This window comes from Sulfitobacter indolifex, from assembly GCF_022788655.1.
GTDB lineage: Bacteria > Pseudomonadota > Alphaproteobacteria > Rhodobacterales > Rhodobacteraceae > Sulfitobacter > Sulfitobacter indolifex.
On the sequence record NZ_CP084956.1, the window covers coordinates 78163 to 102722 of the forward strand.

Annotated in this window: 17 protein-coding genes and 2 pseudogenes; 10 read left to right on the plus strand and 9 right to left on the minus strand. The window is 57.5% G+C overall.

Annotated elements, in window-relative coordinates:
• Positions 1-95: 95 nt before the first annotated feature.
• Positions 96-667: pseudogene (locus DSM14862_RS20975) on the plus strand (IS5 family transposase); the annotation flags it as partial.
• Positions 668-742: 75 nt separating this feature from the next.
• Here the strand turns inward: DSM14862_RS20975 and DSM14862_RS20980 are convergent.
• Complete coding sequence (locus DSM14862_RS20980) at positions 743-2824, minus strand: FAD-dependent oxidoreductase (RefSeq protein WP_197918802.1); 2082 nt, start codon at positions 2822-2824, stop codon at positions 743-745.
• 8 nt (positions 2825-2832) lie between these two features.
• Positions 2833-4287, minus strand: a complete 1455-nt coding sequence (locus tag DSM14862_RS20985; RefSeq protein WP_232272174.1) for an NAD-dependent succinate-semialdehyde dehydrogenase — start codon at positions 4285-4287, stop codon at positions 2833-2835.
• A gap of 171 nt (positions 4288-4458) precedes the next feature.
• Between DSM14862_RS20985 and DSM14862_RS20990 the strand changes: the two genes are divergently transcribed.
• The 8 genes from DSM14862_RS20990 (at position 4459) to DSM14862_RS21025 (ending at position 13764) form a co-directional block, all read left to right on the plus strand.
• Positions 4459-5253, plus strand: coding sequence for an IclR family transcriptional regulator (locus DSM14862_RS20990; RefSeq protein WP_007120594.1), 795 nt, complete (start codon positions 4459-4461; stop codon positions 5251-5253).
• 15 nt (positions 5254-5268) lie between these two features.
• Positions 5269-6429, plus strand: a complete 1161-nt coding sequence (locus DSM14862_RS20995) for an acyl-CoA dehydrogenase family protein (protein WP_007120593.1) — start codon at positions 5269-5271, stop codon at positions 6427-6429.
• An 18-nt stretch (positions 6430-6447) separates the two neighbouring features.
• Complete coding sequence (locus DSM14862_RS21000) at positions 6448-7602, plus strand: iron-containing alcohol dehydrogenase (RefSeq protein WP_007120592.1); 1155 nt, start codon at positions 6448-6450, stop codon at positions 7600-7602.
• Complete coding sequence (locus DSM14862_RS21005) at positions 7602-8804, plus strand: CaiB/BaiF CoA transferase family protein (RefSeq protein WP_007120591.1); 1203 nt, start codon at positions 7602-7604, stop codon at positions 8802-8804. Before DSM14862_RS21000 ends, DSM14862_RS21005 begins: the two co-directional genes overlap by 1 nt.
• A 52-nt stretch (positions 8805-8856) precedes the next feature.
• Complete coding sequence (locus DSM14862_RS21010) at positions 8857-9738, plus strand: helix-turn-helix domain-containing protein (protein WP_232272173.1); 882 nt, start codon at positions 8857-8859, stop codon at positions 9736-9738.
• Positions 9739-9811: 73 nt separating this feature from the next.
• Entirely contained in the window at positions 9812-10270 is a 459-nt protein-coding gene (locus tag DSM14862_RS21015) for an acyl-CoA thioesterase (protein WP_007120589.1), read from the plus strand.
• A 204-nt stretch (positions 10271-10474) separates the two neighbouring features.
• Positions 10475-11601 (plus strand): IS3 family transposase gene (locus DSM14862_RS21020; protein ID WP_369924169.1). Its coding sequence is split into 2 segments (ribosomal slippage): positions 10475-10721 and positions 10721-11601, totalling 1128 coding nucleotides; the frame shifts between segments, so codons are not numbered across the junction.
• A 165-nt stretch (positions 11602-11766) separates the two neighbouring features.
• Entirely contained in the window at positions 11767-13764 is a 1998-nt protein-coding gene (locus DSM14862_RS21025) for a ParB/RepB/Spo0J family partition protein (RefSeq protein WP_007120586.1), read from the plus strand.
• Positions 13765-13915: 151 nt separating this feature from the next.
• Here the strand turns inward: DSM14862_RS21025 and DSM14862_RS21030 are convergent, their stop codons facing one another.
• The 7 genes and pseudogenes from DSM14862_RS21030 to DSM14862_RS21060 form a co-directional block, all read right to left on the minus strand.
• The gene (locus DSM14862_RS21030) at positions 13916-14944 is read right to left on the minus strand and encodes a branched-chain amino acid ABC transporter permease (RefSeq protein WP_007120584.1); all 1029 of its coding nucleotides are present in this window, start codon (positions 14942-14944) and stop codon (positions 13916-13918) included.
• Positions 14945-14947: 3 nt separating this feature from the next.
• Positions 14948-15862 (minus strand): branched-chain amino acid ABC transporter permease, encoded by a 915-nt coding sequence (locus DSM14862_RS21035; RefSeq protein ID WP_007120583.1) that lies wholly within the window; start codon positions 15860-15862, stop codon positions 14948-14950.
• Positions 15859-16593 (minus strand): ABC transporter ATP-binding protein, encoded by a 735-nt coding sequence (locus tag DSM14862_RS21040; RefSeq protein ID WP_007120582.1) that lies wholly within the window; start codon positions 16591-16593, stop codon positions 15859-15861. Before DSM14862_RS21040 ends, DSM14862_RS21035 begins: the two co-directional genes overlap by 4 nt.
• Positions 16593-17333, minus strand: coding sequence for an ABC transporter ATP-binding protein (locus DSM14862_RS21045; RefSeq protein WP_007120581.1), 741 nt, complete (start codon positions 17331-17333; stop codon positions 16593-16595). The genes DSM14862_RS21040 and DSM14862_RS21045 overlap by 1 nt, the downstream gene beginning before the upstream one ends.
• 83 nt (positions 17334-17416) lie before the next feature.
• Positions 17417-19372, minus strand: a complete 1956-nt coding sequence (locus tag DSM14862_RS21050; protein ID WP_007120580.1) for a hydantoinase B/oxoprolinase family protein — start codon at positions 19370-19372, stop codon at positions 17417-17419.
• A 4-nt stretch (positions 19373-19376) separates the two neighbouring features.
• Positions 19377-21404 carry a hydantoinase/oxoprolinase family protein gene (locus tag DSM14862_RS21055; RefSeq protein WP_007120579.1) on the minus strand — a complete coding sequence of 676 codons (2028 nt, stop codon included), beginning with the start codon at positions 21402-21404 and terminating at the stop codon, positions 19377-19379.
• An 87-nt stretch (positions 21405-21491) separates the two neighbouring features.
• Positions 21492-22452, minus strand: a pseudogene (locus DSM14862_RS21060) (helix-turn-helix domain-containing protein).
• A gap of 551 nt (positions 22453-23003) precedes the next feature.
• Between DSM14862_RS21060 and DSM14862_RS21065 the strand changes: the two are divergent.
• A complete protein-coding gene (locus DSM14862_RS21065; RefSeq protein WP_040701702.1) occupies positions 23004-24377 on the plus strand; it encodes an aspartate aminotransferase family protein in 1374 nt (457 codons plus the stop codon).
• Positions 24378-24560 lie beyond the last annotated feature (183 nt).

The following is a 24560-nucleotide window of genomic DNA, read 5'->3' on the forward strand; positions in this document are numbered from 1 at the left end:
CAGAATCGTCAGGGCAATGTGTTCACATGGGTCAATTCTCAGTGAAAATTTATGGGGCTACCGGGTCAGTTCTCAATGAAAACCAACATGCTGTCAGCACGCGTATCAAAGTCGCGGGCGAAGGCGAGTGGCACGCCCGCAAGCATGGTGGACCCAAACGGCGCGTCTGGACCGAGATCCATCTCGGGGTTGACGAGGAAACACTGGAGGTTCGCGCAGTGACGAGGTCACAGGGAGCCACATCGGCGATGCATGGGTTTTACCCGACCTCCTCAACCAGATCCCGGCGGACCAGTAGATCGGCAGTGTCATGGCTGACGGTGCCTACGACACACGGAAATGCCACGACGCAATTGCTGACCGTGGTGCCCACGCCGTTATCCCGCCACGCAAGAACGCAAAGCCATGGAAGACCATCACCGCCGGAGCCGTGGCGCGAAACGAGGCCCTGCGCGCGGCGAAGTGCCTGGCTCGCGCGCTCTGGCGACGATGGAGCGGATACCACCGCCGAAGCAGTGTCGAGACGAAAATGAACTGTGTCATGTCGCTGGGGCATCGCCTTATAGCGCGGGACTTTGACCGTCAGGTCGCGGCACTCCCAGTCCGCATCGCCGTCCTGAACGGATACACTGCACTCGGCATACCCGTTACGGAAGCTGTGGGATAAGTTTATCCGGGGAAAGGGCAACCACGGCCATCACCCCATTTGCAAAACAGACTCCCTCTACCACAGAAAGACAACTTATCTGCCGGTGATCGTGGGAAACATGCTGACATGTTCCTCCCCGGTCGCGAAAACTCTTTCTAAATAACGAGGCACCCTCCAGCCGCAAGGATCCTCTTTGACATGCGCGCTGAAGAGCGCGGTCAACCGATCCTTGCCGATATTTTTGGCGTGGTGCATCAGGCCTCCCCGCCAGCGGGGAAATCCGTAGCCGTGAATCATTACTAGGTCGATGTCTTGCGGTTTTTCTGCTACGCCTTCGTCAAGGATATCGCAGGCTTCCGCCACCATTGTGAGCAAGAGCCTTTCTACGATTTCGTCAGCTGAGAACTCGCGGCGAGTGAAGTTCATTTCTTCTGAGACACGGAGTATTTCGCTAGCGACCAGCTCCGAATGTGAGGGTTTGCCGTCTGGCCCATAGTCGTACCATCCGGCGCCCGATTTGCGTCCTAGGCGTTTGTGCTTTTCGACCAGCCGCTCGACCAAGGGCACGTGACCACAGCAGTTCCCTTCGGCAACTGCCTTGCGACGGATATTCGCGTAGGCGATGTCCAGCCCCGACATGTCCTGTGCAGCATATGGACCCATCGCCATACCGAATCCGCGCATAGCCGCGTCGATCTCGTCGACATTAGCCCCCTCCACCAGAAGGCGATTAGCGGCGCGACGGTAGCTCGACAAAATTCGGTTTCCGATGAAGCCATCGCAAACACCAGACAGTACCGGGATTTTACCAAGCCTGTGCGCCAGCACAAGTGCTGCACCTAATGTTCCGTCTGACGTTCGGTCGCTCCTGACGACTTCCAGAAGTTTCATAATATGCGCAGGACTGAAGAAATGCATCCCTACAAAGCGTGCCGGGTGTTTCAACCCATCAGAGAGCCGATTTACATCGAGATAGGATGTGTTTGTGGCAATGATGGTCTCGGGTGGCAGTGCGCCTTCGAGTTCGGTCAGGATCGCGGTCTTAACCGCAAAATCCTCGAAGGCCGCCTCGATTGCTAGATCGGTTGGTGGCAGAGCGTCATAGCCTGAGACCGTAACCAGCCGGTCTTCAACCGTCTTTGCCGCATCGACGGACAGAATACCGCGACTGATACCCTGATCAATCAGCTTTTGCAGGTTTTTACTGGCCCACTCGGCGGACGAGGCACTACGTTCGACGACAGTCACCGAGATCCCTGCGGTCGCCAGCGTGTACGCAATAGCTGCGCCCATATTGCCACCACCGACCACGATGGCGGTTTCAGCATCTCGGGAAGGTCGGGGGTAGGCGCGCCCCTTGTTGGTTGCGGTACGCTCGGTGAAGAAAACGTGCCTAAGGGCCCGCGCCTGATCCGAGGTACGAAGGTCCAAAAACGCAGAGCGCTCGCTGGCTAGTGCGTCGTGCAGCGGCGTCGTCGCACTGGTCGCGACTAGGTTCACCGCAACCTGCGGGGCATTCTGGCCAGGCATACGCCGCGCTACATGCGCTCGGGCGACTTCCGCTGCGACGTGGTTTGGCTTTGGTGAAGGAAGATTGTCGGGTGCCTGTGCCGCCTCAAGTACATCGTCATCGAGAGCTATGGCCGCGCCAAGCGGGTCATCGGCTAGCAGCTGGATCAGTCCCATTTTCAGTGCCTGCTCGGCGGAAACAGCCTTCCCGGTGACAATCATGTCAAGCGCAGCTTCAATACCGATAAGTCGCGGCAGTCTTTGGGTTCCCCCTGCGCCAGGCACGATCCCCAAGTTTACCTCTGGCAAGCCCAGTTTGGCAGAAGTTGAGGCGATGCGATAGCAGCAAGCCAGAGCAATCTCTAGTCCCCCACCAAGCGCAGCCCCGTTGATTGCTGCGATAGTAGGAATCGGGAGGTGTGCAAGTTGCATCAGCACATCATTTAGTTGTGGATCAACAGGCAACTTACCGAATTCCTTCGCATCCGCGCCCGCGACGAAGGTCGTTCCTGTGCCGGTGATAATCAGCCTGGTAGCCCCAGTTTCGAGGACTTTGAAGATACAGTGTTGTATTCCAGCCCGAACCTCCGCGTTGATTAGGTTAAGCGGCGAATTGTCTATGGTCAGAATTGCTGCGTCATTTGAGAAGCTTAATTCAACAGGCATGGGCATCCTCACAGCACTGGCGCGCGATTGCGCGAGATAAATTTGGTAATGAGATAGCCTTCGAAGGTTTCCGTCCCGCCTTCAGTCCCATAGCCGCTGTCTCTCACGCCTCCAAACGGAGTCTCGGGCAGAGCGAGGCCGAACTGGTTGATGCTTACCATACCTGCCTGCAAACCCGCAGCTGCTTTATCTGCACGCTCTAACGAATTGGTAAAGACATAGGACGCCAGCCCGAAGGGTAGCCCGTTGGCCCGCGACAGTCCGTCCTCTATGTCACGAAAAGACGAGACGACAGCAATCGGGCCGAAGGGTTCTTCGCGCATCAAGTCAATGTCGTCGTTGGGCGTATCGACGATTGTCGGGGCATAGAAGTTACCATGATTTCCAAGCCTTTTGCCTCCCGTCAACACCCGTGCGCCGTTTTCGCGGGCATCCTCGACGAGCTTTTCCATCGCATTCACGCGTCCGCGATGACACAATGGTCCCATCTGCGTGCCTTCGGCTAAACCAGCGCCCACCTTTACGCTCTCAAATGCTGAAACTAGTTCGGACAGAAATCGATCGTAGATGCCTTGTTGTACGTAAAACCGGGTTGGGGCGATGCACACCTGGCCTGCATTGCGCAGCTTGTTGACCGCCAAGGCGCGCGCCGCGGCCGTGGCATCGGTGTCGTCGAACACCAATACGGGCGCGTGACCGCCGAGCTCCATCGTCGCCCGCTTCATATGGCGGCCAGCCAATTCTGCCAGATGCTTGCCCACCTCGACCGAACCGGTGAAGGTGATTTTGCGCACCTCGGGGCGCGCAATTAGAGTTTCCGAAATGAAGGCCGCATTACCCCAGACAAGGTTCAGACAGCCTTCGGGCAATCCTGCATCCAGCAGATAGCGAGCAATTGCCATGCAACCCGCCGGAGCCTCTGCCGGGGCTTTTAAGATCATCGTGCAACCTGACGCAAGCGCCGCCGCGACCTTGCGTACCGCTTGGCTCAGCGGAAAATTCCAAGGCGTGATGGCAAGGCAGACGCCTATCGGTTCGCGCACGACAAGCTGCTGTACCCGCGGGCTGCGTGATGGAATGATGCGCCCATAAATGCGCCGACATTCCTCGGCGTGCCAGTCAACGTGGTCAGCCGAGGCGCGGACCTCAGCCAAAGCCTCAGCCAGCGGCTTGCCTTCATCGAGAGTGATCCAGCCAGCGATCAGTCTGTCATTTTGGCGCAGCAGGTCGGCAAACCGCCGCAAAATCGCACTTCGTTCCATGGGAGAGCTGTTTTTCCATCGGCGAAAAGCTGATTCGGCCGAGTGAACCGCATGGTCTAGATCTGCGGCGCTAGCCTGCGGAATCTGTCCGATAGTTTGCCCGTTTGCAGGGTTTATGACTGCACGATCCTCTGGCGTGGGAGAAGCGATCCAGTCTCGTCCGATGAGGTGCTGGATGGTCGGATAATTCATTTCTTTCATGGCATTATGCCCTCGCTTAGTTGTGTCATCCGCAGGATCCGGCACGAATGGGACTAGGTGGACGACCTTAATTTTCCGCATAGCGGGAAAGTTTACCGCAGTATTGACTCGGACGTTATCGATCGTTTAGGTGTGTTTCAAGACGCATAATTCTTTCCGAGGAGGGATATCGTGAGACCAAGGAAAGACCGCACCAAGGATGCCGAGAAACAGGATCGCGATTTTGTCACGGCGTTGGCGCGCGGCTTGGAGCTGTTGCGGGCCTTTCGGCGGGAAGGGGAGGCTCTGGGGAACGGTGAGTTGGCCGAGCGCACTGGCCTGAGCAGATCGACGGTCTCCCGGCTGGCCTATACACTGAACAAGCTGGAATACCTCAGCTACGACCCGGATACAGCACGTTATCGACTGGCCCCTCCAGTGCTTTCGTTGGGTTTCTCCTGCCTTGCAGGGATTCCGCTGCGGCAACTGGCGAAGCCCTTTATGCAGGAGCTGGCTGATTACACAGGCATGCCGGTGGCCATGGCCAGTCGTGACCGGCTATCGATGGTCTATCTGGAGCGGTGCAAGGGCACTAATGCCGTCACGCTGGCGATCGAGGTTGGTGCCCATATTAAACTGGCCACGACCGCGGTTGGTCGCGCCTGCATAGCGGCGCACGACCCGGATGAGCGGGCCAGAATTCTGGCCCTTGTGGAGGAACATGAAGGCGACAACTGGCCGAATGTGCAGCCCGGAATCGAAGCAGCTATCGCAGACTACCAACAGCACGGTTACTGCACGTCCTTCACGGAGTGGAAACGTGATGTGAACGCTGTAGCGGTGCCCTTCGTGCCGAAGGACGGCTCACCCATTATTGCCTTCAACTGCGGTGGCCCTTCGCAAACCCTTACGCGCGACTGGATCGAAAGCGACGTCGCGCACCGCCTTGTCGATCTTGTCCGCCGCGTTGCGGCGGTCGCACCCTGAACAATAGAGAGCATCATGGCCCTTGATAAAGATACCCTTTCCCAGTTTCTCGACGCGCTCGACCGCTTCGTGAAAGAGCGACTAATCCCTTACGAGGATCGCGTCGCCGACGAGGATGTGATTCCGCCGATGCTGGTCGATGAAATCCGCATGATGGGCCTTTTCGGCATGTCGATCCCGGAAGATTTCGGCGGGCTCGGCTTGTCGATGATAGAGGAAGTGCAAGCCGCTTTCGTTCTTGGCCAGGCTTCGCCTGCGTTCCGGTCGCTAGTTGGCACCAACAACGGGATCGGCTCTCAGGGAATCATCATCGATGGAACCGACGAGCAGAAGGCGCAGTATCTACCAGCTCTCGCGTCCGGAGATATGATCGCATCCTTCGCCCTAACCGAGCCAGATGCTGGGTCGGATGCTGGCAGTCTGCGCACTACGGCGCGGCGTGACGGTAACGATTTCCTTCTGAACGGCACGAAACGCTACATTACCAATGCACCGCGTGCCGATCTATTCACGGTTTTTGCCCGGACCAATCCAGAGGCGGAAGGTTCTGCCGGCGTAAGCGCCTTTCTCGTCGAGGCAGGGACGCCAGGCATAACGCTTGGCCAGCCTGACAGGAAGATGGGGCAGAAGGGCTCGCACACATGCGACGTCATCCTTGACAATGTCCGCGTGCCTGCCGCGAACATTATCGGCGGGCCGGACCGTCTGAACAAGGGCTTTAAGACAGCAATGAAAGTCCTTGACCGGGGCCGACTGCATATTTCTGCCGTCTGTGTGGGCGCCGCCGAACGGCTGATCCGTGACAGCCTATCCTATGCGATGGAACGCAAACAATTCGGTGAACCCATCGCTGAAAAGCAACTGATCCAAGCCATGCTGGCTGACAGTCGCGCCGAGGCCTTCGCAGCGCGTTGCATGATCGAAGAAACAGCACGCCGCAAGGACGCTGGTCAGAACGTGTCGACTGATGCTGCCTGCTGCAAGATGTTTGCCAGTGAGATGGTAGGTCGAGTGGCCGATCGCGCAGTGCAAATCCACGGCGGTGCAGGATACATGGCCGAATATGCGGTCGAGCGCTTCTATCGCGATGTGCGTCTCTTCCGCATCTACGAGGGGACAACCCAGATTCAGCAAATACTGATCGCGCGGAATATGATCCGCACTGCAGCAGCTTAACAGGAGCGAAGACAAACTATGGACTTCAATTTCCTTTCCACCCCGAGGATCGTCTGCGAGAGCGGTGGGCTTGGCCGGATCGGCAGCCTGATGCAAGATTTGTCTTGCACCCGTGCGCTGGTCGTGACGGACCCGGGCATATTGGCCTGTGGTTTTGCGGACGAGGCAGCCGCCTCACTTAGGGCTGCTGGCATCGAGGTTGAGATTTTTCATAAAGTCGAAGCGGACCCCCCGATCGCTGTCGTCGAGGCCGCGGTAGAGGTCGCGCGGGCCTTTGGTGCTGACGGAATCATCGGACTTGGCGGCGGCAGTTCACTGGACACTGCCAAGGTCATCGCAGCGGCGGTAGCCAACGATCAACCGATTACGGACATGATCGGGATTAATCAGGTCACCGATAAACGCTTGCCACTGATCCAGGTGCCAACCACGGCAGGGACCGGATCAGAGGTAACATGGGTGTCCGTGCTGACTTCGGAAAGCCACGAAAAAAAAGCGGTATATGCACCGCAGCTTCTGCCTGACGTTGCCTTGCTAGATGCAAAGCTAACATTGGGAATGCCTCGTCACATCACAGCGGCCACGGCGTTAGACGCAATGGTTCACGCCATTGAGGCAGTAACCAGTCGCACCAGAAAGAATCCCATTTCCGATGGAATGGCGGACAAAGCGCTGGTGCTTCTCGGTCAGAACTTACCAATCGTCATGGAAACGCCTTCGGACCTGTCAGCGCGAGAGGCCATGCTGTTGGGGGCGACACTGGCTGGGATGGCCTTCATTAATGCCAGCGTGGGGGCGATTCATGCCTTGTCATACCCACTTGGAACAGGTTTCAAGGTTCCTCACGGGCACGCAAACGCTCTGGTCGCAGGACCAGTGATGAGGTTCAACATGCCCGTTGCAGAAGCTGAATATGCTCGTCTATCGCGGTTACTACTGCCCTCGCGGCCTTTCAACTCTGATGCGGCTGCGGCCCATGGCCTGATCGACGAGATGGAACGGATGCTAGTCGAAAGCGGACTTGAGTCTCGACTTTCTGGTGTCGGAGTGACCGAGGCAGCCATTCCCGGAATGGCTAATGAGGTCGTGACCGGTATCACGCGATTGCTGGAGACCAACCCGCGCGACATGACAGCCGAAGATGTGTCGCGCCTCTATCAGGAGGCGCTTTGATGGCTGGCTCATTGGACGGGATCAAGGTGGTCGACCTCAGCCGCGTGCTGGGCGGGCCTTACTGCACCCAAATGCTTGCGGATCATGGCGCTGAGGTCATCAAGGTGGAGCCGCCTCTGGGCGACGAGACCCGCAGTTGGGGCCCGCCTTTCAATGATGAACTCAGCGCTTATTTCTCTGGCGCCAACCGCAACAAGCGGTCCATCGCTATCGATCTGCAGCAACCGGAAGGGCGCGACCTGATTTTGCGGTTTCTTCAGGATGCGGATGTTTTAGTTCACAATTTTAAGTCTGGTACTCTTGAAAAATGGGGGCTTGGTTATGCTGATGTTCTCAGGGCACGTTTTCCTAGACTGGTACTCTGCCATGTGACTGGATTTGGTTCCGATGGCCCACTTGGCGGTTTTCCCGGCTATGACGCCGTGGTACAAGCTATGACGGGCCTCATGAGCATCAACGGCAATCCCTCCGAAGGCCCGACACGCATGGGTACGCCCATCGTGGACATCGGCACCGGTCTGATCGCCTGTAACGCTATTCTCGCCGCACTTTTGGAACGGGGCCGGTCCGGATTGGGCCAAGCCATCGAAGTGCCGCTATATGATTGCGCGATCAGCATGATGCATCCCCAAGCGGCTAATTCCCTCATGTCCGGACAGATACCAATGGCGACCGGCAATGGGCATCCAAATATCGTACCATACGACATGTTCGAAACAAGTAATGGCAAACTCTATCTGGCTATCGGTAACAATGGTCAGTTCGCAAAACTCTGTGACGTGCTTGGCCTACCTGAGGTGCCCTGCGATCCACGATTTGCCGACAATGCCGCGCGTCTTGCGCATCGGTCAGAGATGACAGAGGTCTTGTCAGAGTGCCTGGTGCAACATGACGCCTTCAAACTTGAGCCGGTGCTTTTGAAAGCTGGGATTCCCGCCGGAGTCGTTCGGAATGTGAATGAAGCGTTGGAGCATCCACACACCCGACATCGCGGCATGGTGGTATCAGTTGGCACCTACCGCGGCACCGGCGTGCCAGCACGCTTGTCGCGTACCCCCGGAGCGGTTCGCGCGGCACCGCCTCGCTTCGGGCAGCATAGTAGGGAGTTGCTTAGCGAGGCTGGACTGACAGAAGCTGAAATCGATAGATTGACTCAAGCGAATATCGTTCGAGAAGAACCGCGGATGCGCGAGACGACCTAAGCCGAAATTTCAGCTCAAGCGGACGATCGTGAAAAAGTTCAGGGAGGCCAAGATGGAAAGACTGCTCATATCACCGGACCGGATACCCGAATGGATTCCCGGCACGACTACGTTGGACAGTTCCGGGTGCAACTGGAACGGCATTACCCTGAAGGGCTATCGTTATGAGCGACAAGACGCGGCAATTCCCCCCATGCGCGACTATATGATTGTTGCATATGATGGCGCGCCAACCACTATGCGCCGCACGAGTGGCGGCCCATGGCAAAGCGCGCGCGTAGAGAAAGGTAGGATTTCCTTGCTCACGCGTGCAGAGGAATCCACTTGGAGTTGGTCCGAGCCTATCACGGTTAGACACGTCTATCTCAGTCACAGTGAACTCGAAAACACGGCCCTTTCGGTCTTTGATCGTGACCCGAAGTCCATTGAGATCAATGATTGTCTGTCTGCGAAGGACCCCTGTATCCTGAACTGCATCCAATTGCTAGAGAATGAGCTAAAGAACGGTGGAATCGGCCAGAGATTGATCATCGACGCCCTGCGCATCCAGATCGCCGTTCACCTTCTGCGTCAGTACGCCAAGGTCTCTTTGACCAGCGACGCAAACTCGAACTTCAGCCCTGCTCAAAGGCAGAGAATCATCGATCTCGTTGAAAGCTGCTTAGGTGAAAACCTCAGTCTGGAAGACATGGCCGCATCTATCGGTTTCAGCCAGTTTCACTTTTCGCGTCAGTTCAAGGCGGAGTTTGGGTTGGCACCGTATGCATATGTTTTGCGCAAGCGAATATCGAAGGCCCAGGAGATGCTGAGAAAGGGTAATGCCCCCCTGAAAGTGGTCGCGCTTGACTGCGGTTTTGCAGATCAGAGTCATTTTAGTCGAACTTTTCGAAAAATGACAGGCGCGACCCCCGCCGAATTCCGGCGCATGGCATAATTACCGGAAAACTATTCCTTCCTATCGCTGTCACGCACCAGAGACAAAGAAATGTTGAGCCCGTAACGCTGCAATGAATGTACCAGAAACAGAATTTAAACCACGATTTGCCTTCGAACGCAGGATTTTCTTTGGCGACTGTGACCAGCTGGGAATCGCCTTTACTGGCCGGATCACGAATTTCGCGCTGGAAGCGATCGAGACTTTCTGGGACGATTTGCTTTCAGGCCGGGGCTGGCTTTTTCTACTCACGGAAAGAAACACGGCCATGCCTTTTGTCTCTATGGACCTACAATTCCATGCGCCGGTGAAAGCAGGCGCGAACCTAGCATGCGAGGTCTATGTGGTCCATGTCGGGGAAAGTTCAGTTGGTCTAAAAGTTGTCGGCCGTCAGCATGACTTGATTTGCTTCGAATGCGAAACGAAGTCAGTTTTCCGAGATGCTTCAACATTTGGAAAAGTCAAAATTGAAAGCTCAATTCGGCAGATTTTGCTCGCGGAAGTGGGTTCGGAAAATCAAACAGTGAGCTAGCAACCTTTGAGGTTGCCGCCTGTAATCAAAGAGGTTTTTCGCCCCGTTTGCGTGTGACCGAGTGCAAATTTCTATCTGGCCTTCAAGAATGGCATTTTGAAAAGCCGCGGCCAGAGACGAAGGTCAGCGGATGAGGTCTGAAGTGGTCCCAGGAAACCGGACAGTCAGCTAAGGTGTTTCCCGAACCTTTGAAGGGATACGAACATGGCAAAGCGCCGGAACTTTACAGATCAGTTTAAGGCCAAGGTGGCGTTGGAAGCGCTGCGTGGCGACAAGACCGTGCAGGAGATCGCGGCGAAGCATCAGTTGCACCCAAATCAGGTCAGCACATGGAAGCGGCAGGCCATCGAGGGCATGGCCGATGTGTTCTCGGGTGGCAAGCAGAGCGGCCCGACCGAGGCGGAAGTAAAGGAACTTCACGCCAAGATCGGGAGGCTGGCGGTCGAGAACGATTTTTTGTCGGAAGGGCTGAAGCGATGAGCCCTGGAAAGAAACGCGCGATGATCAACCGGGATCACCCCAAGCTGAGCATCAGCCAGCAGTGCAAGCTGGTGAGCCTGAGCCGGTCGGCGTTCTACTACACGCCCGCCGGGATCGACGCCGACACGCTGTCGATGATGAAAGAGATCGACCGGGTGTTCACCAAATACCCATTCTTCGGGTCGCGCCAGATCGCGGCCTATCTGCGCCGGGAAGGCATTGTTGTTGGCCGCCATCGCGTCAGGCGATTGATGGCGAAGATGGGTCTTGAAGCGGTCTACAAGCGCCCACGAACCAGCCAGCCGCATCCTCAGCACCCGGTCTTCCCGTATCTGCTGAGGAAGATGGTGATTGACCGACCGAACCAGGTCTGGTGCGCCGATATCACCTTTGTGCCAGTCAGAAATGGCTTCCTCTATCTGGTGGCAATCATGGACTGGGCGACGCGCAAGGTGCTGAGCTGGCGGTTGTCGAACACGATGCACGCCGACTTCTGCGTCGAAGCACTGAGCGAGGCCATCGCCAGGTACGGCCCGCCTGAGATCATGAACACAGATCAGGGATCGCAGTTCACCGGATCGGCCTGGATCACGACGCTGACCGAGGCGGGCGTGCGCATCTCGATGGACGGGCGCGGGCGTTACCTCGACAACATCTTCATCGAACGCCTCTGGCGATCCCTGAAGCAGGAGGCCATCTATCTCGAAGAAATCAATGAAGGCTTCCGGGCCCGTCGTGTCATCAAGGGCTGGATGGCATTCTATAACACCAGCCGACCCCATTCCGCGCTTGATCGGCAGACGCCGGACGACGCATATTGGGCAGGCTTGGAAGAGCGACACGCAGCATGAAACCTAAACCCGATACACCTTAGAAACGCTGCAAACCTGTCCGAAAAGATGGGACCACTTCACACGTCAACGCACAGTGAAAGCCAGAGAAAGGGAAGCCCGGGTGCCGGGCTTGAAAGGATAGAGAGAGGCTCATCCGGGTCCGGCGAGACAAGGACCCTGACCATGGCCAAGACCACGACCCGCCCGAATCCCACCACCTCAAAAAAGACCGAAGCCGTTGGATCGGCCGCGCCTGACGGCGGTGCCGACATCCGGATGATCCCGCTCGACAAGCTGGAGCCGAGCCCACTCAACGTCCGCAAGGTGGCCGCAAGCGCCAGCGACGATGCCGAGATTCTTGCGAGCATCCGCGAGACGGGAATCAAGCAGAACCTGGTGGTTCACGCACTTTCCGAGACACGTTTTGCCGTCGACGCAGGCGGTCGTCGCCTCAAGGCGCTGAAACAACTCGCCGAGGACGGTGTGATCCCCGCTGATCATCCAGTGCCCTGCCTTGTCGAGGACGAGCGCAACGCCATCCTTACCTCGGCCACAGAAAACCTCCAGCGCGCGGCGATGCATCCGGCAGACCAGTTCGAGGCCTTCGACAAGATGATCGGCGAGGGTCGCAGCGAAGACGAGATTGCGCTCAAATTCGGCGTCTCCGTCGACCTGGTGCGCCGTCGCCTCAAACTCGCCCGTGTCGCACCCGAAATCATCGAGCAGTTTCGTGCCGGTGATCTGACCCTCGAATGCGTGATGGCTTTCACGCTGACCGACGACCATGACCGCCAGCTCGCGGTCTGGAACGCCGTGAAGGGCGGCTATCACATCCATCCGCAGAGCATCAAACGTCAGCTGACCGGGGCCGCACATTCGGCGAACTCGGCAATTGGTCGATTTGTCGGCATCGAGGCGTATGAGGCGGCGGGCGGGGTTCTGCTGCGGGATCTCTTCGACGACCGGGCAACCGCTCATATGGAAAACCCCGACCTCTTGGAGCGTCTCGCCATTGAGAAACTGCAGGCTGCGGCCAAACCCTTCGAAGGGATATGGAAATGGGTCGAAGTGCATCTTTCGGTGGATTATGGCGCGTTTCGCAGTTTCGGGCGGGTCTATCCGCAGGACATCGAACCGGATGCGGACATGCTGGCCGAGGAGGAACGTCTCATCGCGCGTGAGGAAGAATTGGCGGCGCAGAACGACGGGGAGGACTGGACCGACGCGGAGACCGAAGAATACTACGCCATCGAGCCGCGTTTGCGCGAAATTGAAGCCATGCAGCGCGAACGGCAACCCTATGCCGAGGCAGATCGCGCTATCGCCGGTGTAGTCCTGACCATCGGCCATGACGGGGTGTTGCGCGTCGAGAAAGGCCTGGTGCGGCCCGAGGACATTCCTGTTGCGCCCGAACCGGACGATACCACCGCAGATCCGGATGGCGCTCCCTCCCCTGCCCGCCCACAGGTGACGCCGCCGACCTCCTCCACGCCGGTGCCGAGCTCCGACCCGGCCGCGACGTTGCGCAAGGCGGACGGGATTTCGGCGAGCCTGGCCGACGATCTGCGCGCCACGCGTCAGCACATCCTGCGGGCGCATCTGGCGGCGGATTTCGAGGTGGCTTTCGATGCGATGCTCTACGCGCTCTGCGAGCAGGCTTTGGGGCGGTCCTACAACAACGAGGCGCTCGATATCTCCATCCGGCCCTTCCAGGCGCAAAACCGCGAGGTGCTGCATGCGGACACCGTCGCTCAGAAGATGCTTGAGGCGTTGGAGCAGGACCTCGCCACCGACTGGATGAAGCTGGAGAAACCCGATGACTTCCGGGCGATGTCGGCCCTGCCCATTGCGGACAAGCAGGCGCTTTTCGCCTGGGCGACGGGTCTCGCGGTCAAGCCGCAGCTCTCCTCTGACAATCGCCCCTCCCACATCATTGAGGAGATTGGTGCGCGGCTCGACGTCGATGTGGCGGCCTGCTGGCGCCCGAGTGCCCAGAACTACTGGGGTCGCGTCAACAAGGGGCATGCGGTGGCCACGGCGCGCAAGCTCATCGGCGATGATTACGCCGAGGATCGCAATCGCGAACGCAAGGGCGATCTCGCAGCCGCGATGGAGCGCGCTTTCGCGGAAACGGCCGGCGAGACGGAAGGTTTCGACGCGGCGACGGCAGGGGCGTCATAGGCTTCGAGCCAACCGGATTTTGCAATGGCAAAACCGATTGTTATGTCATCGGCCATGGCGGGCGCGCCAAGCGCTAACGTGAGGGCTGTTGCAGTGAAGAAGTGTTTCATTAGTCGTCTCCCTTTAGGTTTCGATGTGTTTGATTTTCCGGTTAGCGGCCACCGATCCGCAGCCGGAGTTCACGCCCGCCAGTCAGACCGGCAGGGCGTAGAATGAGAACCAGGATCATGATGATCCCGATGATGATTTCCTGAGCACCCGTTGGCAGAGCCAATGTCGTCTCGCCAATCTCCATGCCCCGCTCCATCCGCACGAGCCCCTCGATGATGATGGACAGAACAAGGACCCCCATGACAGCGCCGGTCAGGCTGCCAATGCCGCCCACGACAAGCATTGCAAGGGTAATGAAGGTAATGCCGAGGTAGAAGCTGTTGGGGTTCAGAACACCAAGCGAATGGCCAAAGAGCGCACCCGCGACACCCGCAAAGAAGGCAGAGACCACAAGAGAAATGAGCCGATGGCCATACATGTTGATACCGCTGGCGTCTGCGGCCACTTCGTCTTCGCGGCTGGCACGCAAGGCCAGTCCGGATGCGGAGTTGGCATACCACGCAGCGGCCAGAACTGTGACAGAGGCCCACCCCAGAGTAACCCATTGATCGGCATATCGTGTCAGGCCGACAACAGAAGACGTGGCCCCCGTGACGCCTTCCCAGCTGGAATAAACGGTGTAGACAATTGCCAGAAATGCGAATGTCGCGATAGAGGCGGCGATGCCGGAGAGCCGCAAGATCGCAGCACCTGAAATCAGTGCAATGACAGCCGCCAGAAGGCCCGAAGCAACAGCAGCCGGAAAACCATGCCATTCAGCAGTCGCCAGATACGGCCAGAGATCAGGTAGGAACATCCCCTTCATCTGGGGCCTCAGGGTCAGCCATGCAGAGCAATAGGCCCCGATCGCCATGTAACCGGCATGTCCGAAACTGACGAGGCCGGAGTTGCCAACGAATATCCAAAGCCCGACAACAAAGGTCACGCGGATCAGGGTTTGCGCCGCCATACGCGCCAATGATTTGTCACCCAGAAGCGTGACCAGCAATGTGAACACCACCAGAATGGCGATCAGCAAGATTGGCGTGGACCAAGCACTCAGGCGCTTTTGTTTATGTGTTTGTGCCATGTGCTAAACCCTCGGCTTCGTAGATCTCGGAGCGAACAATCCGTCGGGGCGCAGCAGCAAGCTGACAATGACCAGCGTATAAAGAAACGCATCACGGAAAGGCCGTGCTTCGAGCGGGAGGAACCCCTGCAAAATGACCGAAGCAGCGCCAATCAAAAATCCCGCCGCTACAGCACCGGGCAAACTGCCCAAACCGCCGATCACTGTGGCAATGAAGGCAACCAACATGATCTGCCCGCCCATGCGAATGTCTGCCACACCGGTTTGTGTGACCATGATCAGCGCCACAGCGGCAGCCAGCGCGCCAGACAGGGCAAAGGCGCCGGTGATAACCACATTGGCCCGCACACCCAAAAGCCGCGCCATGGTGAAATTCTCAGCCGCCGCGCGCATTTCCAGCCCGATCCGCGTGCGTTTCAAAAGCAAGGCAAGCGTCACAACAACGAGCAAAGTGGTGCAAATGACGATGATCTGTAGCAAAGGGATCGAGGCCCCTGCGATGCTGACGGGCTGGTTCAACTCTGGCCAGAGGCTTACTGCCTTGGGACGGCTGCTGTAGACCAACAGCAGTGTATTCTGGATCACGAACCCCAAGGCAAAAGATGAAATCATCATCGCCACAGGCGTGGCATTGCGCATGTGCCTGAAGACAAAGAACTCGGAGGCGACGGCGATTGCAGCGCCGATCAGCAGCAGCAGCGGGATCAGCAAAATCGCCGGCGCTTTGCCCAAGAACATGACGGCAACTGCGTCCGTCGAGGGCACAATCAATGCAAAAACGCAAAAGGCGATGTATTCGCCGTGGGCGAAATTCACCAGTTTCATCACCCCGAAGATCAGAGCAATCCCAAGTGCGGCCATGGCATAGATGCCCCCAAGGCTCAGCGCATCAAAGAGCAGCTGTGGAACGGCGTTCATGTCGCATCCTCCGACTGGTTTTGCCCAAAGTAGGCTTCCTTAAGCAGATCGCTTTCCGCAAAGCCTGCCGCATCGCCATCGCCGGCAACATGACCCCCGCGCAGCAACACCATGCGCCCGCCAACCCGGGCCGCGCGGGCCGAGCTCTGTTCAACGATGATCAGGGTCAAGCCGCGTTCGGCCTGCAGATTGACGAGCGTTTCATAGACCTGATCGACAATATTCGGAGCCAACCCAAGCGAAGGTTCATCCACCATCATCAGTTTGGGATTGGTCATCAAACCGCGCCCGATCGCCAACATCTGTTGCTGTCCGCCGGACAGTGCTCCGGCATTGGCATGCCGCCGCTCACCCAGGATAGGAAAGCTCTGGTAGATCCCGTCGATATCCGTTTCAATCGCCGCCTTGTCCTTCCGGATGCCCGTGCCCACACGCAGGTTTTCCTCGACTGTCAGCGTTCCGAAAACCTCGCGGCCTTCCGGAACCATAGTCAGACCCAAACGCGCTATCGCTTCGGGCGAGCGGCCATTCAGCACATCGCCGTCCACCTCAATGCGGCCATGGGTCGTGGCAACGGCTCCGCAAATCGCCTTGAGCAGAGAGGACTTGCCCGCCCCATTCGGCCCGGAGATGAACAGCCTCTCACCCTCTTGAACAGTAAAGGAAACATCCGACAGTGCAGGCACTTTGCCATACCGAACCGCGACATCGAAAACACCCAGCTTTGACATCACGCGTGCTCCATGTTTTCTGGCGCATGCTCTGCGCCCAGATAGGCTTCGCGTACCGCCTGGCTGGCCAGGATCTCGGTCTTGTCGCCCTCTTCGATGATCTTGCCCGCGTCCAGAACATAGACGTGGTTTGACAATGACAGGACAAGCCCGACGTTATGCTCGATCAACAGGACACCGCAGTTCAGCTCATCCGCGATCCGCCTGATGATTTGTGCCAGATCATCCGCTTCGGTTTCGGACATGCCTGCGGCGGGTTCGTCCAGCAGCAGGTAATCGGGGGCAAACATCAGCGCACGCGCAATGCCGACCCTGCGCTCGTCCGTATAGGGCAGCCCGGCTGCGGGCAGTTCGGCAAGATGCCCGGCCCCCATCCAGGACAACACGCGCAGCGCTTCGTCTTCGGAGGCGCGCCGCGAATGGCCAAGGCCCACCCCGGTCACTGCAAGATTGTCCAGTACATCCAGCCCGGAAAACAAGCGCCCGGCCTGGAACGTGCGCGCAAGACCCCGGCGGCGAATGTCATAGGGCGCTTTGGCGTTGATGTCCTGCCCATCCAGCATGACCGTGCCTGACGTGGGGTCCTGAAAGCCTGTGATGATGTTGACGCAGGTGGTTTTGCCTGCTCCGTTGGGGCCGATCAACCCGACAATTTCCGCCTTCTTTAGCGAAATCGTCACGTCATCCAGAGCCTTGAAGCCACCAAACGCAACGCTGATTGATTCCAGTTCCAATGACAAAATCTTATCCTTCGCGTTCCTGTTCCGACCGTTGTGCGCCACAGCCGCCAACCGATGGCGGCTGTGGGTCCTGGTGATGCTCACTAGGTCCAGTGCGCCACGCTGCGCCGCTCGAAACTCTCGCGGAACTGTTCGATCGTCTTGGGCAGCGGCTCGCCGGTTTCCCAATCCAGGATCACCGCATAGCGTCTCACGGCGTCCATCGCGTCGATCTCGCCTTTGCGATACATCTCGGCAACCTTTTCAGGATCAATGCGGGCCCAAGCCACGCGGTTTTCACGAATATGCGCCCGCAGTTTCTCGGTCTCGGCCTCATCGACCTCATATTCACACAAGTCCGCATCAATCTCTTTGATCACAACGCCATAGTCCAACGCGGCTCGTTTGATAGAGACATAGTCATCCACCACATCCGTCAGAACAGCCTCTGTCTTGCGTTCAAGTGGGTCGCCAAAGCCGCCGCCCCCCGCGGTCGGGCGCGCAAACTCATCTCCCGAATACATCGGGAAGTCAGAGAAGACAGACCCAAGCCATTCGTGCGTGTCCGAGCCGGCGCGTTTGATGGTCAGACCATGCGGCATGGAGGGCAAACCGCCATCAACACCCCAGACGACGGCGCGTTCGCGGTCGCAGACATAGGACATGACGGATTTTTCACTTTCCAGAAGCAGGGAGGTTTTCTGCACCCCTGTCCCTCCGCGCCATTTGCCCGGGCCTGCGCTGTCTTTTTTGATCTGAAATTCAAGCGTCCGGGTCGGGTTGACCCGCTCGTTGCCTTCGTTGGGCTGAGACATGAGCCCGGTTCCGAAGCAGGCTGTGGTGACGTCGCTGCCATCCTTACCGCGCCGTCCGCCCCAACCGCCGGGGAGCCATTCGTAGAACATGAATGTAGAGTCCTCCTCGCGCCGCTTGTCCGTGCCCCCCGCCAACAGGTATTCAAGGTTGAATGCACAGGCGATGGCGCGCTCCGGCATGATCTCCGACCACATCTCGAAAACCGAGTTCATGATCTTTTCAAACGGCATCAGGAAGCCGGTGACCGCCGTGGGCCACTGGGCACTGACCACCGAATTTTCCGGCGCAGCGACAGAGAGCATCCGATAGAAGCCGGAGTTCAACGGCAGGTCAGGAAAGAAGGTCTTCATCCCCGCGACGACAGCCGAGAATGTGGCTCCCGGCGCGGAATTGTACATCGAACCAATCGTCGGGTGGCTGCCTTCGAAATCGTAGTGAATCTGATCACCCTTGATTGTCATCTTGATGTGGATCGGGATCATCCCCTCGCCACCTGACGGGTCCCGGTCGATGTAGTCGACGGATTTCCATGTGCCGTCGGGCAGCGCCGCAATACGCTGGCGCACGGCGCGTTCAACGTAGTCCTGCACCTCGTTCATGCCCTGCTTGACCTGCTCGCGCCCGTACTTTCGCACCAGCCGCAGGATTTCACGTTCGGCCACCTGCGTGGCCTGTGCCTGGCTGTGGATGTCACCGATAATCGACGCGGGGTCGCGTGTGTTGTTTGCGATCAGGTTGGCAACGTCGGAACAAAAATCGCCGGCACGGAATAGCCGGACAGGTGTGATCCGAACCGCCTCGCGGAACATGTCTTTCGCCGTCACATCAAACGAACCGGGCACAGAGCCACCCAGATCAGACCAGTGCCCGTTTGACTGCGAAAACCCGATCAGCTCGTCTTCATCAAAGATCGGCCGCACCAGACGGACATCGCTGAAGTGCGTGCCACCTGCGTAAGGATCGTTGATCGCGTAGATATCGCCGGGCATCATGTCGCCCTTGAAGACGCGAATAACGTCTTTGCAGGTAAAGTGCAGCGTGCCGACGTGCACCGCGATGTCATCGTTGCCCTGCGCAACCGAATTGCCTTCGGCATCATGCAGCGCGTTAGAAAAGTCTCGGTTGTAGATCACAAAGGAGTAACAGGTGCGCAGCATCTGCTCGGCCATCTGGTCAACGGATGTGATGAAGGAGTTCTTGAGAACTTCAAACGTGACGGGATCTAGGGCTTTTGAATCACTCATAGTATTACTCCTGCACTCGGATGAGAATGTTCATGTATTGATCGACTTCAGCAGTCGTGTTCGGCGGAATTACGGTGGTTGAATCGAACTGCTCGACAATGGCGGGGCCATCAAAGGTCGCACCGGCGGTCAGGTTTTCACGCTCGAAAATCATCGCCGTGTGGGCCTTGCCGTCAAACCAGACATCGCGTGTCTTGTCGGTCTTGGGCTTGTTCTTCCTCACCTCGTGCTTTTGCAGCTCGGCCTTGGGAACCATACCCGTCGCCGTCAGCCCCACACGGAAGATCGACACCGGTGCGTCATCCCGGCGGAAGTTGAATTCGCGCTGGTGTTCGCTGTGGAACCCGTCGATCAAGGCCTCAATATCGGTGACCTTGGACGGCGCAGATACTGCCAAGGCACGCCATTGGCCCTGATACATCATCTCGACCGTGCGCTGCATGACAATGTCCTTGGGCGCTACGCCTTCGTGCTTCAAACGATCAGCGGCCATGGCCTCCAGCCGCTCGAAGGCGGCCTCCAAATCCTCCGGCTTGGTATCAGCCGCAGCAGCCATGAAGCTGTCTGAGAAGTCGTGCTGGATATCGACCAGCAGGCAACCCAGAGCCGATGTCACACCCGGATTGGGCGGGATAATGACAGTCGGGATCGACAACTCCTTGGCAATTGCCGCACCATGCAACGCCCCGGCTCCGCCAAACGCCACAAGCGCGAAGTCCCGTGGGTCATAACCTCGGCTAATCGACAGCAAACGCACCGCATTGGCCATATTTGCGTTTGCAACCGCAACCACGGCTTCGGCGGCTTCGTGCAGCTCCATTCCGAAAGGCTCGGCCACAGTCTCTCTGACCGACGCTTCGGCCAGGGCGGGATCAAGGGTAATCTTGCCCCCCGCGAGCGATGTGCCAAGGCGGCCCAGCACAACATTGGCGTCCGTGTTTGTGGCCACTTCATTGCCGTTCTTGTAGCAGGCAGGCCCAGGGAAGGCGCCCGCAGATTGCGGTCCGTTGCGCAGTGACCCGCCTTCGTCTTTCCACGCCAGAGATCCGCCGCCCGCACCAATGGTCAGCACTTCGATCGACGGGAACCGGATCGGATAGCCATATTCGATATACCAGTCTTTGGTGACACGCGACTTGCCTTCATACACCAAGGATACGTCCGTGCTGGTCCCGCCCATGTCAAAACCGATAGAATTGTCAAACCCGCAAAGGTTGCCAATAAAGCGGCTGGCAATCGCGCCCGCGGCAATGCCCGACCCTGCCAGACGCGCGGCAAAGTCTTTAACGCTGGCCGGGGTCATCACGCCGCCGCCCGTGTGCAGCAACAGCAGATCGCGTTCGTAGCCGCCGTCAGCCAGCTTACCCTCAAGGCGCGCTACATAATCAACGACCGAAGGCGACACGACCGCGTTTGCCATCGTTGTCGAGAAACGCTCGTGCTCAAAAATCTCCGGCAGGACCTGTGAAGAGATCGACACCGGCACATCCGGCATCACACTCAGCAGAATGTCTCGCATCCGCTCTTCATTGGCCCCATTGGTGTAAGAGTTCATAAAGCAGACAGCAACAGAGGCGACTTTGCGCTTCTTCAAAACATGCGCGATGCGCAGCGCTTCTTTTTCGTCCAGCTTTTCCAGAACCGTGCCGTTCGCGTCGACGCATTCACGGACGGTCAGACGGTCCCGACGCGGGATGTAGGGCTTGGCCACATCTTTGTAGGTGTCCCACAGATCCTCCTTGTTGGCCCGGCGGATTTCGACCACGTCGCGGAACCCTTCGGTGCAGATCATCGCAGAGCGCGCCAAATTACGTGTGATCAGCGCGTTTGTTGCCACGGTTGTCCCGTGCGAAAACATCGACACCTCGCTGAGGTCGATGCCGCCCTGATCAATCCCGTTGAGAATGGCAACCATCGGGTCATCCGGTGTCGATGACGTCTTTTCGATGCGGATCGCACCCGTTGTTTCGTCCATAATGACGACGTCGGTAAACGTCCCACCCACATCTACGGCAACTCTTGTGTTCTTCATGTCTACATCCTTCAAAAGACAACAGGGAATCAGGAAGGCGCCGGCGAAAGCCGACCCTACTTGGGGGTTTTCGGTTTTAGCTAAGGGTTACGGAGGGGCCGTCTTCTGGCCTTGCTGCGCGGCTTTGCGCGTTTCGGTCGGTGTGCAGCCGAACTGCGCACGATAGGCTTTGTTAAACTGGGATTGATCCGAAAACCCCCACCGATGGGCTATCTCGGCAATTGTGATGGGCCCTACGACGCTCAGGTCCTCGCGCGCGCACCAGACGCTTTTCGCGGATGAACCCGGAAACCGACCTGCCCGACTCCGAGAACAGTTGTTGCAGATAGCGCTGCGACACATTGCAGGCCTCTGCCACAAGACTTGAGGAGAGATTCTCATTGAAGAGGTTGTTGCGGATAAACTGTTCTGCGCGGTACAGATGTGCTGCGCGGATTGTCGAGGTTTCGCTGTCCAGCACACGGTCATCTTTGCGGATTGAGAGGCACAGCAGATCAAGGATGTGCTTGCCAGCGGCCGCGCGCGCCTGCTCATCAAGCAAATCGACGTGCAGCGCCGTTGTCTTGACGGTATCCAGAAAATAACTGGCCACGCCGGCTGTGCCATCAAAACTCAGCGCGCCCAAACGGTCTGTTGGGCCGATGCGGGCCCGCACGCTTTCGGAAGACACCTTCAGCACCAACAGCTCGTTCGTCTGTTCATGCCAGAACTCGTAGGGCAAATCGCCCCGTTCTACCAGAAACTCGCCCGGTGAACATTTCGCCTGGCGGGCATTCTGGTCAAAGCCGACCGTCCCCAATCTTGGAATGGTAATCAGCAGACTGCTTTCAACTTCGTCCAGAAAGTGCCGCTTGTGCCTTTTGTAGAGAATGCCATCGCAACGCATCTGCGACAGACCGACGATACCGAGGTTCCAAGTATTGAGATCACCTGAAAAGGACTGGTCATCCGCCATCGTGGTCTCTAGGGGAAAGAACGTATCTGAGACAGCCGCCTGCCACTGGGTGGCAGTCATGAGCTTGTTTGCAGTTTTGTCCTTCTGATTCATCTAACGTCCCCAAAACACAAATGGCGAAAACACAACTGTCTCATGTGTTAAAATGATCGTAGCACCGTTCCGGCCAACCACTTTGGCAAAAAACGCACAAACTCTTGTGTCACGTGTCAATTCGCGCACTTGCGATTCTTTCATCGGGCCCAGAAAGGCCCTGGAAAATCCTAAATATCTAACTAAAACATATTTTTACCAACCATTTGCAGCGCGAGAACACCGCCAAATCGGGTCTTGGTTTTGTGAAACGGAAAGCTGCGAAGGCAACAACCTGAGCGGGATTGGGCCGCATTTTCCCCAAGATTCACGGCCGCTGCGCTTCAAAAAAACGAAGCATCCAAACAGAATCACAGGATGGAAGTGTCCTCAAACCACGACCGAAATCCCGGCGGGCGTTTCTGCTTCAAATGGGCGGCCTCGCTGGCCCGCAGACAGGATGCTCGGAACAAAACTGCTTGCTAAAAGCAAGAAAGCGGCGATAGCACTGAGGGCAAATCGCGGCCCCCTGCCGCGTGAAAAACGCCAACTTACAAGAAGTGATGCCTGCCATGGATGTGCGACCAAATTCAGACGAAGCCCGTGATATCGCTTATCATTTTCACAGCTATACCAATGCCGAAGCGCATGAAAAAATTGGTCCGCTGATCATTGAATCAGGCGAGGGAATCCACGTCACCGACTCAAACGGCAACCGCTATATCGAGGGCATGTCCGGCCTTTGGAGCGTGGCAGTCGGGTTCAACGAACAACGCCTTGTGGATGTCGCCAGCCGGCAAATGCAAAAGCTGCCTTACTACCACAACTTCTCGCACCGCTCGCATGGTCCGGCGATTGATCTTGCTGAAAAGCTGATCGAAATAGCCCCCGTGCCAATGAGCAAGGTTTTCTATACCAACTCGGGCTCCGAGGCGAACGATACGATCGTCAAGATGGTCTGGTATCGCTCGAACGCGCTCGGCAAGCCCGAGAAAAAGAAGATCATCTCGCGCCTGCGCGGCTATCACGGCGTGACAGTCGCAGCCGCGTCGATGACGGGTCTGCCCTATAACCACAAGTCCTTCGATCTGCCGATGGAGGGCATCTTGCACACCACTTGCCCGCACTACTGGCGCGAAGGTCAGGACGGCGAAAGCGAAGAAGCTTTTGCGTCACGCTGTGCCCAAGATCTTGATGATATGATCCAATCAGAGGGCCCCGAAACTGTAGCCGCATTCATCGCCGAGCCTGTCATGGGCGCGGGCGGTGTTGTTGTTCCTCCGGCGACCTACTGGGAGAAAATCCAAGCGGTTCTGGCGAAATACGATATCCTTCTTATCGCAGATGAAGTGATTTGCGGTTTTGGCCGCACGGGCAACATGTTTGGCTCTACAACCTTTGACATAAAGCCCGACATTCTCACCATGTCCAAGCAGATCACCTCCAGCTATTTCCCCTTTTCGGCTTTCATGATCAACGATCGGGTCTATCAGCCAATCGCCGACGAAAGCGGGCGCATCGGTGTTCTGGGGCATGGCTATACGGGCGGTGGCCACCCCGTCGGCGCAGCCGTAGCGCTGGAAAACATCAAGATTATCGAAGAGCGCGATCTTGTGGCCAATGCCGCCGAACGCGGTGCAGAATTGCAAGCTGGATTGACCGACCTGACGTCCCACCCTCTCGTTGGAGAGGCACGTGGCATTGGCCTCATAGGCGCACTTGAATTGATCGCCCCAGAGGGTAAATCAGGCGATTTTGCCCCTGGAAAACTCGGCGCCCAAATGAACGCAATCATGCTGCGCAACGGCCTCATCTCACGTAATATGACAGACGCGATGGCATTTTGTCCGCCATTGATAGTGGGCGCGAATGACGTGCGAGAAATCATCCAGATCACAAAAAAGAGTCTGGAGGAACTGGCCGCAGACATAAACGGGGCCGCCTAGTCAGGGGAACGACAAGCCAGAACTCTTACCCTTTCCCATCCGGGAAAAACTTGGGTCGGCCTGTCTACACATTTTCCGGGTGGCGCCTGTCACGCGAGCTGATCTTTACAAATCTCGTTCAACCAAGAGCTTCTTCGGGTGAACCTTTGCTGAGCGGCTTTCAGACCGGCGAGACTCCGTTCT